The following is a 14,725-nucleotide window of genomic DNA, read 5'->3' as shown; positions in this document are numbered from 1 at the left end:
TCTTCTTGTGTTAGCCTAACCTTCATCTAACGAAAAGAGATTTGATGATGAAAATTGGCATTATTGGTCTAGGTGATATCGCGCAAAAGGCGTATCTTCCGGTCATCACACAGCGCCCAGATTTAGAATTGGTATTTTGTACTCGTAATCCAGCTCTTGTTACGCAGCTAGCGCAGCGTTACCGCATTTCAGAGAATTGCACGGATTATCGAGAGCTACTTGGCTATAACGTTGATGCGGTTATGATCCATGCGGCGACCTCGGCTCACCCTCAAATCGCCCAATTTTTCCTTGAACACGGAATTCCAACCTTTGTTGATAAGCCGCTAGCCGACAGTGCAAGCGCCTGTGAAATGTTGTATGAGCTTGCAGAAAAGCATCGTCAACCCTTGTATGTAGGGTTTAATCGCCGACATATTCCGCTCTATAACCAACACCTAAATGCAGTGCAAACTGGTAATAGAAACGACTTACGTTCGCTTCGTTGGGAAAAGCACCGCTATGATCTGCCCGGTGATGTGCGCACCTTTATCTTTGATGATTTTATCCATCCGCTAGACAGCGTAAACGTGAATGCTAAAGTCACATTGGATGATGCTTATATTACCTACCAGCAGCATCAAGGTCAGTTATCCCGCTTGGATGTTCAATGGCAACACGGCGAAAGTTTGCTGCATGCCTCAATGAATCGCCAGTTCGGCATAACCGCTGAGCGAGTCAGCGCGAGCTTTGTGAATGAAGGTTTTGAGTTTGACTCGTTTACACAAGGAAAACGTTGGCATCAAGGGCAAGAGCAAGCCCTTAGTTTAAAAGATTGGACGCCAATGCTGACCAGTAAAGGCTTTAGCGCCATGATTGACGATTGGATTGGCGTGATAAACAGCGGAAAGCTGGCTTCAGAAGTGGTGGCACGCAACTTGGCCTCGCACCAGCTGGCAGAGGCGTTGTGTCATTATATTGCAAAGCAAATTCGTTAAAACAAAGCGTGATTGAGTAGTAAGTGGACACCAATACTTGCGGCGTAGCCTGTTGCAATAATCGGTGTCCATTTTAGATGGCCTACAAAGGTGTATTTGCCGTGTGCAGCGCCCATCAGAGCCACTCCAGCGGCTGAGCCAATCGAGAGTAAACTGCCGCCGACGCCCGCTGTTAATGTGACGAGCAACCAGTTTCCGGTGGACATATCGGGTTCCATCGTCAGTACTGCAAACATGACGGGAATGTTATCGACAATCGCCGAAAGAAACCCAATCATCACGTTTGCCCATATGGGGTTCCATTGGCTATACATCACTTCCGAGATCAAGCCTAAATAACCCAGTAAGCTTAGCCCTCCTACGCACATGACCACCCCGTAGAAAAACAGTAGCGTATCCCATTCGGCGTGTGAAACTCGCTTAAAGACATCGAATGGCACCACAGAGCCAATACGTTTTAGGGCGGCCTCGTCATTATTTGCAATCGCAATTACGGTTTTTTTGGCCAGCGAAGTAGGTAAGGTTTTCCTGAGGAAATAGCCAAAAAATTGTAAGTAAGCGAGCCCCATCATCATGCCTATCACGGGTGGAAAGCGCACCACAGCATGGAATGCTACGGCGGTAGCAATGGTTAACATGAAAAGTACGACAATACGGCGGGCTCCGCGTTTAAGCTCGACATGTTCATGCAGGGTGGTTGGCTTTTCCTTGGGTAGAAAAAATGACATCAGCAATGCAGGAACAAGGTAGTTGATCACAGAAGGGAGAAACAGAGAAAGGAACTGTGAAAATGGCACATGGCCCGCTTGCCAAACCATTAAGGTGGTGATGTCTCCAAAAGGGCTAAAAGCGCCTCCGGCGTTAGCCGCTACGACGATATTAATACAAGCAATGTTGATAAAACGTGGGTTGTTTCCTGCCACTTTTAGTACGACAGTGCACATCAACAGTGCGGTGGTTAGGTTATCGGCAATTGGCGAGATGAAAAATGCAAGTAGCCCCGTGATCCAAAAAAGAGCACGAAAATCAAAACCTTTTCCCACCATCCACGCTTGTAATGCATCAAATAATCGCCGCTCTTCCATTGCACTGATGTAGGTCATCGCGACTAACAGAAACAGCAATAATTCGGCGTATTCCAGCAAATTATGCTCTAGCGCGTTTTTGGCAATCTCGGTTAATTCATACTGCTGATAAACATAACCAATCATGGCCCAAATTAAACCAGCTGCAAGTAACACAGGTTTAGACTTTCGTAGCTTAAGGTACTCCTCCATCATGACCAAAGTATATGCCAGAGTAAAAATGACTAAAGAGGCATAACCAATCGTTGAGTGTGTTAGATCTAACGAATCGATATCGTTAGAGGAAGCGAGAGCGACTGAAGGAAAGGGTAAAGTGCAGAACAAAAGAAGCCATGTGCGTCGAGGTATCATTGTGTTCACTCCTAGAAAGTTAGGCTGATAAAATTCTAGATCTATTGAAGATAGTTCGGTGTGAGATAGCTCTGATCTACTTGATTTTTAATCTTATTCTTGACCTGTAAAGCTAATAAAGAAAAACCCTGTAGCAATAGCGACAGGGTTTGATTTTGATTAGTGGAAGTGAAGAAAGTTAGGCTTGAGCTTTTGTTAAATGGACTTCTTCTTCTTTCACGCCAGCTTGTGGATCATTAAAGCGAGCTTCATCTAACGCGCCTTCTGTTTTCGCCACAATAAGAGTCACACAGCTATCACCAGTAATATTGACTGCGGTGCGGATCATATCTAATAAGCGGTCAACACCCATAATCAAAGCAATACCTTCTAGTGGCAAGCCGACTTGGTTTAGCACCATCGCTAGCATGACAAGACCAACACCCGGAACGCCTGCTGTACCAACAGAGGCTAGTGTTGCCGTGAGGATGACCATCACGTAGTCACCCATGGTTAGGTCGATATTGAACGCTTGGGCAATAAATGCTGTCGCAACGCCTTGCATGATCGCTGTGCCATCCATGTTAACGGTCGCACCTAGCGGAATGGTGAAAGAAGCTATCTTGTTATCAACCCCTAAGCGGTTTTTAGCCGTTTCCATGGTGACGGGTATAGTCGCATTGGAAGAGGCTGTAGAGAAAGCGAACATAATGGCATCTTCCATTTTACGGAAGAAGGTGATTGGACTTAAACCAGTAAAGCCTTTCAACATCAAACTATAGGTGACAAAACCGTGTAGCAGTAGGGTAACCGTCAGTACTACGAAGTATTCTGCGAGGTTCAAAATGGCACTTAAACCAAGGCTGGTGAACAGTTTCGCCATCAGGAAAAATACGCCATATGGAGCAAGGTTCATCAACAAAGCGACTAGTTTCATAATAACTTCGTTCAAGTCATTAAAAACGCCCGCAATACGTTCGCCCGGTTTACCCGCGGCACTGATGGCTATGCCAAATAGTACTGCAAAGACGATGACCTGCAGTGTTTTACCTTCTGCCATCGCGCTGATTGGGTTGGTTGGGAACATATCAATAAACACTTGGCCCAAAGAAGGGGCTTGCGCAGATTGGAATGAGCTTGCTGCGGTTAAATCGGCTCCGGACCCCGGTTGAAACACAGTGCCCATTGTCAGTGCCAGTGTGATGGCAATCGCAGTGGTTGCGATGTAAAAGGCTAGGGTTTTACCGCCCATCCGGCCAAGTGTGGTGAGATCTTTCAGTGAGCTCGTACCACAAACGAGAGAAACAAACACGAGGGGTACAACTAACATTTTTAAGCTGGCGATAAAGATTTTTCCGCCAACATCGAATAAGCCGTTAACGATATACGCGTCAACAAATCCGTTTTCAGCAAATAGGGCTCGAATGGCAAAGCCAGTCAAAATACCCGCTACCATACCTAAAATAACACGGCCGGTAAGCGACATCGGTTTTTTGGTATTCATTGTGAACACTCCTTTATTTTATGCACTTCGACATCATTTCAAAGCGTGCCGCAGGTTAGCAGGGCTGAGTGCAAATCAAAAAGTAAAATAATGTTAACGGTTAATTGCTGTGATCTTTATCACTTAAAACTGCCCATCTTTTACGTTTTAATAACCTATTTTTGGGTTTAAATTTTTATTTTTTATCATTTGGCAACACATGAGTCTTTTGTGTTAACAAATGTCACTATTCTCATCTAATGGTAATTCGCTAGTTTTCATTCAATTTTAAGCTCGTTTGGTTGCATATTTACCCATTAAGGTTGCTTTATATGAATAGGGTCTCAACGGCACTTTTATGTAGCATAAAAAGAAGGGCATGCAACACAAGTAGAGAAAGGAAGGAAAGTGATACTAAGTTGAATGTTATCGACTGAAAATCTTAACGTTTGAAGGAGGCTTGGCCTCCTTCAATGAAACGGTATGCTGGCCTTAGGCATAGATTATGCGAGCTTTTTATTTAACCAGTTATCAAGTGCCAATTTGCCAGCACCAGAGAAAACCAACGATACACTGGCTGCAAGCAGCGCAAGGCCAAACTCATAACCGTTATTAGCCATGAATAAGCCGTTACCTAAGTGTACAGAAGCGATTGCGACGATCATCGTAATAGAAAGAAGCAAGGCGGCAGGGCGAGTTAGTAAGCCAAGCAAAATGAATAGGCCCCCAAAGAATTCACCACTACCCGCTAAAAATGCCATCAGCACACCTGGGTTTAAGCCAATTGAAGCCATCCATTGACCAGTGCCTTCTAATCCATATCCTCCAAACCAGCCAAAGAGTTTCTGCGCACCGTGCGCCATAAAAATGATGCCAATTGGGAAACGAAGCGCAAGCGCAGAAAATCCAGAAGTTGATGTGGTTAGTTGTTTCAATAGTGCTTTCATTAAAGTGTCCTCAGATTCATTAAAAGGTAGTAGGTGCTCAGCGGCTTCCTAGCTGTTGGAGCCAGTGTAGAGTGATTCGTAACCTGAGATAACTCACTCCGTTTGATGATTAAGTTCGAAAAAATTGAACAAGATTTATCTAGTACTTTTCTTAGCGCGGGGAATGTTGTGACCTTCTATCTATGATGATTCATGCCGATTGATCGTCTGATATCCCCTTCCTACTTGAAGCTGCAGCGGTTGGTTACGTTCGCTCACTTCATCAAATCGTTTATCTATGCTCATGGGGGAAACTTACTTTCCAACCTACCTGCCACTTCAAGTTGTTTAGTTATACACAATATTATCATTTATACGGACACTAATAGCATTCGGATTGACCTGTATTTCATAGTAGTGTCTTTTCAAAGGAGCAGATAATGAATTAAAAAACGAAGAAGGTTACTAAAATAAACGGGCTACCTTTGGGTCGTTAGCTATATCTTTCTTTACAATGTCATCCATCATCTGTTTTCTATTTCCCATGGTTTATAAAAAGTGCAAATATTAAAATAATGGAATAAGTGTCAAGAAATAATAAGATTTATGTCCGAATAGATAAATATCTTATTGTTTGGTCATTAGGATAAATAGTGAATTACGTTTTGATAAAATACCAAATTAGTTGGTTTACAGTTCCAGAAAAGTGCTCAGCCATAGATTAAAGAGCTTCGAGAATGAAGGCTTTTTCCTTCCCATTGAAAGCTGCAGCGATGTTGGCTACATTTTTAGCTATTGCTATGGGGTGCTCACTTACCATATCGACCTGCAACTTCAAGTTGTTTAGTCATAGACAGCCTAAACTGTATTTTTGCGCTTTTAAGTGCCTTTTTCATAAGACTCGTCGTTATCAAGAGTACCATCTTCTTTAATTTTCTCTGTTTATTGCCATCAAACAATAATAACTAATTTATTAATTACGGATTATTGTTTTTCTTTTGGCTTGATATTTTATTTAGCGCATTGCATTCATTTTTTTGAAAATTAGATCATCATTCAAATCTATAAAGTTTGATTATATTTAACCTTAACTTTATTGACTTAAGATCACGTTATTTAATTGTATTCATACATCTTATGTATCTATATATATGCCACGTCTAATTGTCGGAGATATAAAGTTTGAAAGTTAAGATAATGACCATTTTGTTATTAGCAATATTCGGTCTCATTGTTGGTAAATATTACATTAGCCATAGTTCATTAACATTAGTGCCTGATCCAAAAGCACCGAATAATAACGAGGATACTGATTTTAAAGCCGCAACAGTTGCTGATGAGCGCCAGCTGATGAAGCCACCACGAGAAGATGCATCGAGCGCTGGAGATGCTCGTTCTGCTCTGAATTCAGAGCCTATCACTGAAGAGCGCATGCTTGCGGCGCAAACCGTTGATGAAGTATGGCACGACATCAACCCAAGCCCAGCGTTGCAAGCCATTAGGCCGAAAAGTGATGCAGTGACGGAAATCAAAGCGATCGAAATCGAAAATATTGAACAATTCCGAGTTCTGGCAACGGGCGATGCTGTCACGGTCACTATGCCTGATAACCAGCCAGTCAATATCCAAGTTACTTCATCAGAAATTCAGAATGAAGGCGTCCGGACTTGGTCTGGGCAGTTTGAACTCGACGGGGAAGTTTACCCGGCCACATTCACTTTCGGCAAAACGGCAATACTTGGTTTTATTGGTCATCCCAGTGGTCAAGTGAAGCTTGAAGGCAACGGCAGTGAAGCATGGGTTTACCGAGTACCACCGAATCATGGCTATGACGAAACCTCGACCAGCCATTGATACCTCAAACGCACGGCTTTGTGTGTTAATAAAATAAATAATGTAGGAGTTTTCTATGAAAATAGCGTCATTGGCATTAGCCGTGGTGTTAGCAACGCATGCGTTACCGAGTAGCGCAACCACAGAAATTGATATTCTAGGTGTTTACACACCTGGCACCGCTGAGTGGTTTCAGCAAGATCACGTGGCTCAAATCCAGCACCGATTTAACGTGGGAAATGAAATTCTGCGTCAAAGTGGTCTGGACATCAAAGTCAACTTAATTGGCACGAAAGAAGTAAAATACGATACGCAAAGAGGGCTAAGAAAATCGCAAGGGCAGGCGCTTGATGCGATTACTCCCGGCAATAAACAAGATCCGGCGTTTGCCGATATTGAGCAATATCGTAAGCAGGTTGGCGCGGATATGGTGGCGCTGTTTCGTAATCTAGATATTAAAAATTCTCCTGATTATGAAGATAAAGGCAATGGTACTTACATGCTGAGCTGTGGTCTAGCATGGATAATCCCTGCCGCGTATTGGAACAATAGTGCGCGTTATGCGCAATCTAGAATGTACAGTCATAGCTATTTGAATGAGTGTGGCGATGATACGTTTATTCACGAGTTAGGCCACAATTTGGGCTTGAACCATGCTCATGAACAGTACAATGGCGAACCCCATCTTTCAAATGGTACAGAGCAAGATGCGTATGGTTATGGGGTTCAAGGCCAATTTGCGACGACCATGGCTTATGGTTTCTTATTTGGTATTCATAGCCGTTCTTACACATTCTCTAACCCAAGCAAAGTGTGTAAAGGTCAAGCATGTGGTGTCACTGACTACGCGAACTCGGTGCGAGCGATTGGCCTGAGCGCGCCACACATTGCGGCGATTTATGCACGTCCAGATGGGAGTAATGACGGAGGAACGTCACCCACTGAGCCGACTTCACCCCAACAAGCCATCTATGATTTACAAGGGCCTTTTGCCATTCCCGATCATGCACAAGGAGAGTTAGCACTTCCGATTAATGTGACTTATCAAGGAAATGCGGAAACGGCCACTATTCAACTTGATATTGAACACCCATTTGTGGGTGATGTTTCAGTCAAGTTGTATGCACCTGATGGTGGCTATTGGAACTTAAAATCGTATAACCAGTATGATCGCAACACGGCTTATCGTGTTCGCTTTACACTCAGCGGAATGCAACAAATGAACGTGCAAGGCCAGTGGCGTTTAGTCGTGGCGGATCACTATCAAGGTTTAACGGGTGTATTAAATTCGGCACGCTTATCCTTTGAATAAAGGTTTGCTGTGATGTTGACCCTGCACCTATGTGCAGGGTTTTTAATTACTGGCCAAATTGGGTGGCTTTGAATTGATTCAGCAATCGATGGATCACATAGGTTGTAAGTAATGTGGCGACAATAGCAAACAAAATACTGCCGACTCGGTACAGGGCACTGAAAATTAAATCATTGCCCGGCGTCAAATATTGACCAAACAAGATCCCTAAGGTAGTCAATGAGCCAAAGCCGACCCCTGAACCGCTGGATTCTTTTACATGCCAGTAGCTAAAGAGCATCGCACCTATCCACAGCAGCGGAATAACAAATAAAAGCTGACCTGACCAATCGTAGAGCAGCAGTTGGACCGCAATACCGAAAGTGACACCAAGCAGAGTACCCATCGCGCGTTTGCGTGCGTAGCCTAGCGCTCCGTTCCAATGCATCGGGAAAAGTAGCAACAAGGTTGTGGCTTGCGCGGACATTGAATCTTGCAGATCGAATATTTGAAACACAACGAAAGAGAGTGTGGCAATGGTTGCGCCCATGAGCGCTTCATGGCGCATACGATGTGACTCTTTGGCCACGCTTGCATGAGCGGGAGGTTGCCTTTTCTGTGCGTCGGGAATACAGAATGTCACCAGATAAGCGACCATTACCGAAAGCAAATTCGCGATAAAGTTGCTGGTAATCAGATCGTTAAGATCAGTTGTGGGGTAGCTTGCAAAGTGCAGCATGATGCTCAAGCTCAATACGCTGTTCGCTCCAAATAAGAATAAGCTGCCTTTCGACATACAAGCAAATTTGTAGAGAAACAGTACAAAAGCGATCATCGTCATCAGTGCCGGATGAGCGCCAAACAGCCCCCCGAGAATGGCCACTTCTAAGCCACAAACGACGGCGGAAGCAAGCAGTTGCTTTGCGGCGTGCGCATTCATGACGGGCACCATGCCCAGTAACAGCATCGGTGTTACGGTAAAAAATACCCCGTAGTTCCAACCCAGTAGTTTACAAAAGGTAAAACCAAGCGTCGCACCTGTTGCTATTCTGACGCATTGGCGAAAGTCATTTTCAGATAATGGATGATCCCAAAGTCGCATTTTTTACTCCGCTTAATAGATGTAGTGCAGAGTGCTTAGAAACTGAATTTGCATTTTTGCCAGCCAAGCAAACGGGCCACTTTCTGGTAGCAACTGTACCGTCGCACGAGCACCTGAAGACAATGTTGACATCGTTTCATCGAGCGAAAGGTGCACACGCATGCGTTGTGCATCACGCACCCAGCGATTAGATTCTGTTGGAGTGGCTAAACGCCCATTCGCATCAAACTGACCAGTGCTTACCCCAGCATCAAGGCTACGAATACGCGCGGTAAAGACTTCGCCGGGTTTGCTGTCAAAAGCAACTAGGGCGCGGCTATTGTCTGGGAAATGGCGTAAGCTTTTTTCTCTAAAATCAGCAATCACGTCTACATCCGTCGCTACCAACGCAACTAACGGCATACCTGCTGCGGCGTAGGTGCCCGTTTCAAGCTGTAAGTTGGTAATGACACCATCTTGCTCTGCTAGCGTTTGTGTGTAGGCAAGGTTTAGCTTGGCTTGCGCCAATTGGTTCAAAGCGGCGCGAATGCTGACGTTACTTTCGTCACTATTACCTCGACTGACGTGCAATTCTTGCAGGTGAGCTTGCGCTGCAACCAAATTGGCTTTCGCGGCGGTAGCGCCACTTTGTGCATCGTCTTTAAGTTGTTGAGAAGTCCCATTGCGTGCAAACAGAGTGTTTAATCGGTTAGCTTCGCGCAACTTTTGATCGGCAACGATACGGCTTGCCGTGACATTAGCTTCTGCGGCTGCAATCGATGCATCCAATTGAGCGTTACCTTGTACCGCACGTTCATAATTGAGTTGGGCCTGCTCTACCGCCAGTTGATAGGGTTGTGGGTCGATGGTGAAAAGTACTTCACCCTTGTGTACGGTTTGATTATTAGTGACAAAAACATCACTGATTTGACCATTAACTCGGGGAGATATTTTGGTCACAGTCCGCGTTGCCATGGCTTGCGGTGTTAAAGGCATAGCCAAATCGGCCACCAAAAAATAGGCAAAGAGCGCCACAAAAGCGACGATGGAATATTTGATCCAAAGTGCAAATTTTTGATCAGGTGTCATAAGTAATTATTGTTCCTTTGAAGGTGTTGCTATCGGTTTGCTGAGCGTATCTAGAGCGTTGTGTGAGATTTGTTCGAGCGTAAGAGTCAGTTGGCGCAATTGTTGATCGTCAATATTACCCAGTAAGTTTTGGCGAACTTGCAAAATACGGGTTTCCATCTGCTTGATAAGAGCACGCCCGTTACTCGTCAAACTGACGATTCGAGCGCGCTTATCGTTGTGACAGCAGTGACGTTCGATCAGCGATTGTTCTTCGAGCTGCTTTAAAGTTCGCATCAAAGAAGCCAGTTCTATTTCTAACGCTTCGGCTAAGGTTTTTTGACTGACGTTGTCACCGAGACGCTGTAATTTCCACAATGCGGTCCAACGAGGATGGGTAAGGCCCAAGGGTGAGAGTTCTCGGTCCGCCACCATTTTCCATAAGCGTGAGAGACGAGCAAACTGCTCAGCGAGTGATAATTCTTTCAGGGTGTGCGTGTTTTCAATCATAACGAGTCACATATTACTTAGCGTGCTAAGTAATATAATTTAGTTAGCGCGCTAAGTAAATAGCTAATGACGAAGGCTGACATTTTCATACAAACTCAGGACAGCACCCCACAATGAAACACTGTACATTATTTTCAATGAGCGACTCCCCAATGTTTGAGGCTGTCCTAGCTGCTGAAATTCTGGTCCATACTATGATAATTGAAAATAAACTCGACTACCTGTTTAGCCTGTCTGAACTCTCCGAAACGATTTACCCCAATACCAAAGGCTGGTCTAAAATCAGGAAGAATATCCGTTTTTGTTTATGGGGCGTGACCAATGCCTATGCTCTAAAAAGTATGCTGAGGCTGTTTTCGTGCTCCGAGTTAGCGGAGGTATTGAAGCAATGCCCACAGTTTTTGGAAAAACCATTAAAACCTTATCTCTGCGTCAATTGGTCTGCCAAAGAGCGTACATGGCACATTAATCAACATTTTATCTACTTAGTTGAACAGTTTGGCTTTAATGCTGCGAAGTTTTTCTCAGAATCAGGCTTCTCTATTTTTGATTTTTACGACAAAAATGGGGCGAGTTATTCATTAAGCCTGTGCAGTGGAGAGATAAGAGAAGGCTCGTTGGGGCTGCAACTGACGGATGAAAAAGGGCAGAAAATTTACTCGATCAGTTTCAATGTTTCTGATCAAGGGCGCAGTATTTACATTGGTTCACTACAAGGTCCAAGCAGTGGTGTGACCGATCGTAATCAAATCATTAAAGATTTGACGCGCACGACTCACGGCTTAAGAACTAAAGCACTGATGGTTGAAATGATCATGACGCTAGCGCGTATTTTAGGGGTTGAAAACCTGTATGCGATTTCTAACCGCGGCCATATGTATCAAGCGTTGCGTTATATTGGCTCAAAGCGCAAATCAGTAAGCTTTGATTACGATGAACTGTGGACAGAGTACGAAGCAGAGAAAATGAGCAAATATTTGTACCGTTTGCCAACCACGCCAAACCGCAAAGGTGTTGAGACGCTAAATCGCAATAAACGCCGTCTATATACTAAACGTTATGAGTGGTTAGCCGAGGTGGAAACAGCCATGTCGGGCCGTATTGAACAGTTGAAACTTATGCCCAAGCATTTCGTGGTTTGATGGATCTACAAAATTAGAGGCTGATGTTATGGTTCAAAACGTCACTGTAGGCAACGCTTCAAACTCAGGTTTCGCAAAATAGTAGCCTTGCATGAGTTCAATGCCAAGTCGTTTTAGCCATAACATTTCTTGTTGAGTTTCAATACCTTCGGCGAGTGGACAAATCCCTAGCTCAATGAGCATTGCGACAGTATGACGGACGATTGCTTGCTTCGTGATGTCTTGATCGATATTACGCAGCAGTGACATATCTAATTTTACTATTTTAGTTTGGAAGTTAACCAATAGCCCAAGCCCGGCGTAGCCTGCACCGAAATCATCAATCGCGGTAGTAAATCCTAGGTTGGAGTAATAAGCGACGATCCGTTTTATGTGCGCTGTGTCTACGATTTTTTCCACCTCAGTAAATTCAAACATGATCCGTTCTGTCGGGAAACCGAACTGCTTTGCTGCCTCTAATGTGGTGCGGATACAGCGCTCTGGTTGGTAAACGGCATTAGGTAAAAAATTAATGCTCAAAATACCTGACAGTTTTAGTTTAGCCGCGAGTTTAATCGCTTTGATTCGACAAAGTTGGTCAAAGCGGTATCGGTTGTCATCACTGACTTGTTCAATGATGGAGTAAGCCGATTCATTATTCAGACCTCGTACGAGTGCTTCGTAGCCAAAGATGGTGTTATCTGCAACGTTAACTATGGGTTGGAAAGCCATGGTGAAGTCAAAAGGCAAGCTTTGTTTTTCTGAGCATTGCTGGCAAATACGTTGGTCCATATGGACTTGCTGTTGTTGCATAATCACTCACTGATATTTAATCGAATAGCATGATTATAGTTACTTGCAGCGTGCTCACCAAATTGCATAAATCAAAACGTGACCAGTAAACCGACGAACTACAGCTCTTCAATATGGTGTAGATAGTATTGAGCTTGAGCTAAGATTGCTTGTTGAGTGGCGTTTTCTGTGTTGTCCCAATTTTTATAAATCATGCCTATCCTTGGATTTTTGGCTAACCGTTCACGATGAGTGAGCATGAACTGCCAATATAAACTATTGAATGGACATGAATTTAGACCACTACGGCTCTTTACTTGGTAGTGACAATCTTTGCAGTAATCACTCATTTTATTGATGTAAGAGCCGCTTGCGGCATAAGGCTTGGTAGCAACAATTCCCCCATCAGCAAACAGAGCCATACCTCGGGTATTGGGCATTTCTACCCATTGCAATGCATCAATATAAATACCTAAGTACCAGTCATCCACCTCATCCGGCTCGCAACCTGATAGGAGTGCAAAATTACCCGTGATCATCAAACGTTGGATATGATGTGCGTAGGAAAATTCCAGTGATTGAGTTACGGCTTGTTTAACACAATACATACGAGTATCCCCTGTCCAATAATAGTGAGGAAGAGGTCGTTGAGCGTCAAGGGCGTTGTGCTTGGCGTATTGGGGCATGTTCGCCCAATAAATGCCTCGAATGTACTCACGCCAGCCCAAAATTTGCCTAATGAATCCTTCGATTTGTGCTAAATCCATCGTATTGTCATTCTCAAATCGCATGAGTGCACTTTGAATGACTTCTGCAGGCGATAGTAGTTTGCAGTTGAGTGCAAAAGAGAGCCGGCTATGGTAGAGGCTCCAACGGTGTGGGCTCTTTGCCGTCATTGCATCTTGAAAGCGACCAAACAGCGGCAAGCCGTACTGACAAAAGTGGGCCAATAATGACAGTGCTTGTGAGCGGTTAATCGGCCATAACAATGAAGGAGTATACAGGCCGAAAACGTGAATATTATGATGCTGTAAACGGTTATAAATTGCACTGACATCGTTTTGAAAGCTAAGTGGTTTGGGTAGGTTTTCTATGTCTTGCACGCTGAGCTTATTGCGATTTTGGTGATCAAAATTCCAACGTCCACCCAAAGGCATTTGATGATCATCTTGCAGAAGAATACCGAATCGCTTACGCATTTTGCGATAAAACGGCTCCATAATAGTGGTTTTGTTGGTATTAAAATGCTGAGTGATCTCGTCAAAAGGCAATAAAAAGTGTTCAGTATCAAAACAAGTCACTTGTGCATGAGAGAGGTTTAGCTCCTGCAACTGTTGCCAAACTCGGTATTCATCAGGTCGCTGATAGTGAAAGTATTCTGCGTTGATCTGATGACACAGATCACTAATCAATGGTGGTAGCTGCAAATAATCGGCAGTTTCATCAAGGGTCAAGTAGAGAACCTGATGTCCCTCACTTTGCAATAATTCGGCAAAAGCTTCCATCGCGGCAAAAAAGGCGCAGATTTTTTGAATGTGATGTTTTACATAGCCTGTTTCTTGTTTAAGTTCAGCTATCACGTACAGTACGGAATCATCCGTTTTGTTAAACCAAGAGTGCTTGATATTGAGCTGATCGCCTAGGATCAAGCGTAAGGTTTTGTACGTTCGCATGCTGTATACCGTTGAGATTGGTTATCGAACATCTTCTACGTTCCAATCAAAAAATCGATCATTGTTGCCGAATAACAAGCGCTGTCTTTCTGTTGCGCTTTGAGAGCCAATTAAGAACAAACAGAGCGATAACGTGAATGTGAGTAGGCTAACATCAATTGAGTGGCTTTATTGCCGAAGGATGAATGATCATTTCCTCTAAACCGCCGCCGTTATGTACTTGAGTGAATCCTTGCTCGAGTAAATAGGCCATGGCTTGGCCCGATCGATTGCCGCTGCGGCAGTAAACCACAATCGGTTGTTGTTTATCGATGTGAGAAAAAGCACTGCTAACAGTATCAAGTGGGTAGTTTAGCGCACCTTCAATATGGCCAGCTGCAAATTCTGCTGCGGTTCGAACATCGACTAAAAGCGCGCCATTTTCAATCCATTGCCATGCTATCGTTGAGCGCTCTGATGCCAATGCATCTGGGGTATTGGAGATCAGGCCTACACACAATAACGCTTTGGTCATCAGTGACTTTAACATGTTAGTTTCCTTCTTTTGGCTTAAAA

13 protein-coding genes are annotated in these 14,725 nt (G+C 44.0%); 4 read left to right on the top strand and 9 right to left on the bottom strand.

Going from position 1 to position 14,725, the window contains the following annotated elements; all coding sequences use genetic code 11:
* The first annotated feature begins 47 nt into the window (after positions 1-47).
* On the top strand, positions 48-977 hold the full coding sequence (locus tag NB504_RS06985) for a Gfo/Idh/MocA family protein (protein ID WP_258428578.1): 930 nt from the start codon (positions 48-50) through the stop codon (positions 975-977).
* Here the strand turns inward: NB504_RS06985 and nhaD are convergent.
* The 3 genes from nhaD to NB504_RS06970 all read right to left on the bottom strand — a co-directional run bounded on the left by nhaD (position 974) and on the right by NB504_RS06970 (position 4,822).
* Entirely contained in the window at positions 974-2,422 is a 1,449-nt protein-coding gene (nhaD, locus tag NB504_RS06980; RefSeq protein WP_258428557.1) for a sodium:proton antiporter NhaD, read from the bottom strand. The genes NB504_RS06985 and nhaD overlap by 4 nt on opposite strands.
* A gap of 169 nt (positions 2,423-2,591) precedes the next feature.
* Positions 2,592-3,896: a dicarboxylate/amino acid:cation symporter gene (locus tag NB504_RS06975; protein WP_258428556.1), complete on the bottom strand. Its 1,305-nt coding sequence runs from the start codon at positions 3,894-3,896 to the stop codon at positions 2,592-2,594.
* A gap of 482 nt (positions 3,897-4,378) precedes the next feature.
* Positions 4,379-4,822: a DoxX family protein gene (locus tag NB504_RS06970; protein ID WP_013868258.1), complete on the bottom strand. Its 444-nt coding sequence runs from the start codon at positions 4,820-4,822 to the stop codon at positions 4,379-4,381.
* 1,176 nt (positions 4,823-5,998) lie between these two features.
* Between NB504_RS06970 and NB504_RS06965 the strand changes: the two genes are divergently transcribed.
* Together NB504_RS06965 and NB504_RS06960 are read left to right on the top strand one after the other, a co-directional pair.
* Positions 5,999-6,655 carry a hypothetical protein gene (locus NB504_RS06965; RefSeq protein ID WP_017044966.1) on the top strand — a complete coding sequence of 219 codons (657 nt, stop codon included), beginning with the start codon at positions 5,999-6,001 and terminating at the stop codon, positions 6,653-6,655.
* A 55-nt stretch (positions 6,656-6,710) separates the two neighbouring features.
* The gene (locus tag NB504_RS06960) at positions 6,711-7,946 is read left to right on the top strand and encodes a zinc-dependent metalloprotease family protein (RefSeq protein WP_094128589.1); all 1,236 of its coding nucleotides are present in this window, start codon (positions 6,711-6,713) and stop codon (positions 7,944-7,946) included.
* Positions 7,947-7,992: 46 nt separating this feature from the next.
* Here NB504_RS06960 and NB504_RS06955 read toward each other — a convergent pair whose 3' ends face one another.
* From NB504_RS06955 to slyA, 3 genes are read right to left on the bottom strand one after another with little or no spacing between them, the layout of a single operon-like run.
* Positions 7,993-9,027, bottom strand: a complete 1,035-nt coding sequence (locus NB504_RS06955) for a DUF2955 domain-containing protein (RefSeq protein ID WP_258428555.1) — start codon at positions 9,025-9,027, stop codon at positions 7,993-7,995.
* A gap of 12 nt (positions 9,028-9,039) precedes the next feature.
* Positions 9,040-10,095, bottom strand: a complete 1,056-nt coding sequence (locus tag NB504_RS06950) for an HlyD family secretion protein (RefSeq protein ID WP_258428554.1) — start codon at positions 10,093-10,095, stop codon at positions 9,040-9,042.
* A 6-nt stretch (positions 10,096-10,101) separates the two neighbouring features.
* Positions 10,102-10,584, bottom strand: a complete 483-nt coding sequence (gene slyA, locus NB504_RS06945; protein ID WP_017046843.1) for a transcriptional regulator SlyA — start codon at positions 10,582-10,584, stop codon at positions 10,102-10,104.
* Positions 10,585-10,697: 113 nt separating this feature from the next.
* Between slyA and NB504_RS06940 the strand changes: the two genes are divergently transcribed.
* Positions 10,698-11,726: a VirK/YbjX family protein gene (locus NB504_RS06940; RefSeq protein ID WP_017046842.1), complete on the top strand. Its 1,029-nt coding sequence runs from the start codon at positions 10,698-10,700 to the stop codon at positions 11,724-11,726.
* A 33-nt stretch (positions 11,727-11,759) separates the two neighbouring features.
* Here NB504_RS06940 and NB504_RS06935 read toward each other — a convergent pair whose 3' ends face one another.
* From NB504_RS06935 to NB504_RS06925, 3 genes are all read right to left on the bottom strand, one after another.
* The gene (locus NB504_RS06935) at positions 11,760-12,518 is read right to left on the bottom strand and encodes an EAL domain-containing protein (RefSeq protein ID WP_026027758.1); all 759 of its coding nucleotides are present in this window, start codon (positions 12,516-12,518) and stop codon (positions 11,760-11,762) included.
* A 98-nt stretch (positions 12,519-12,616) separates the two neighbouring features.
* Positions 12,617-14,170 carry a cryptochrome/photolyase family protein gene (locus NB504_RS06930; RefSeq protein WP_258428553.1) on the bottom strand — a complete coding sequence of 518 codons (1,554 nt, stop codon included), beginning with the start codon at positions 14,168-14,170 and terminating at the stop codon, positions 12,617-12,619.
* 154 nt (positions 14,171-14,324) lie between these two features.
* Positions 14,325-14,699 (bottom strand): rhodanese-like domain-containing protein, encoded by a 375-nt coding sequence (locus NB504_RS06925; RefSeq protein ID WP_017046839.1) that lies wholly within the window; start codon positions 14,697-14,699, stop codon positions 14,325-14,327.
* Positions 14,700-14,725 lie beyond the last annotated feature (26 nt).

This window comes from Vibrio sp. RM-69-4 (assembly GCF_024743775.1).
Taxonomy (GTDB): domain Bacteria; phylum Pseudomonadota; class Gammaproteobacteria; order Enterobacterales; family Vibrionaceae; genus Vibrio; species Vibrio anguillarum.
The sequence above is the reverse complement of the archived record's forward strand: the minus strand, read 5'-3'. Positions and strand labels throughout refer to the sequence as shown.

What these genes read in the sequence shown, in the direction of transcription:
- slyA (WP_017046843.1), bottom strand. Translation starts at nt 10,584, where the DNA reads ATGATTGAAAACACGCACACCCTGAAAGAATTATCACTCGCTGAGCAG.
- NB504_RS06940 (WP_017046842.1), top strand. Translation starts at nt 10,698, where the DNA reads ATGAAACACTGTACATTATTTTCAATGAGCGACTCCCCAATGTTTGAG.
- NB504_RS06950 (WP_258428554.1), bottom strand. Translation starts at nt 10,095, where the DNA reads ATGACACCTGATCAAAAATTTGCACTTTGGATCAAATATTCCATCGTC.
- NB504_RS06935 (WP_026027758.1), bottom strand. Translation starts at nt 12,518, where the DNA reads ATGCAACAACAGCAAGTCCATATGGACCAACGTATTTGCCAGCAATGC.
- NB504_RS06965 (WP_017044966.1), top strand. Translation starts at nt 5,999, where the DNA reads ATGACCATTTTGTTATTAGCAATATTCGGTCTCATTGTTGGTAAATAT.
- NB504_RS06985 (WP_258428578.1), top strand. Translation starts at nt 48, where the DNA reads ATGAAAATTGGCATTATTGGTCTAGGTGATATCGCGCAAAAGGCGTAT.
- NB504_RS06930 (WP_258428553.1), bottom strand. Translation starts at nt 14,170, where the DNA reads ATGCGAACGTACAAAACCTTACGCTTGATCCTAGGCGATCAGCTCAAT.
- NB504_RS06975 (WP_258428556.1), bottom strand. Translation starts at nt 3,896, where the DNA reads ATGAATACCAAAAAACCGATGTCGCTTACCGGCCGTGTTATTTTAGGT.
- NB504_RS06970 (WP_013868258.1), bottom strand. Translation starts at nt 4,822, where the DNA reads ATGAAAGCACTATTGAAACAACTAACCACATCAACTTCTGGATTTTCT.
- NB504_RS06960 (WP_094128589.1), top strand. Translation starts at nt 6,711, where the DNA reads ATGAAAATAGCGTCATTGGCATTAGCCGTGGTGTTAGCAACGCATGCG.
- NB504_RS06955 (WP_258428555.1), bottom strand. Translation starts at nt 9,027, where the DNA reads ATGCGACTTTGGGATCATCCATTATCTGAAAATGACTTTCGCCAATGC.
- NB504_RS06925 (WP_017046839.1), bottom strand. Translation starts at nt 14,699, where the DNA reads ATGTTAAAGTCACTGATGACCAAAGCGTTATTGTGTGTAGGCCTGATC.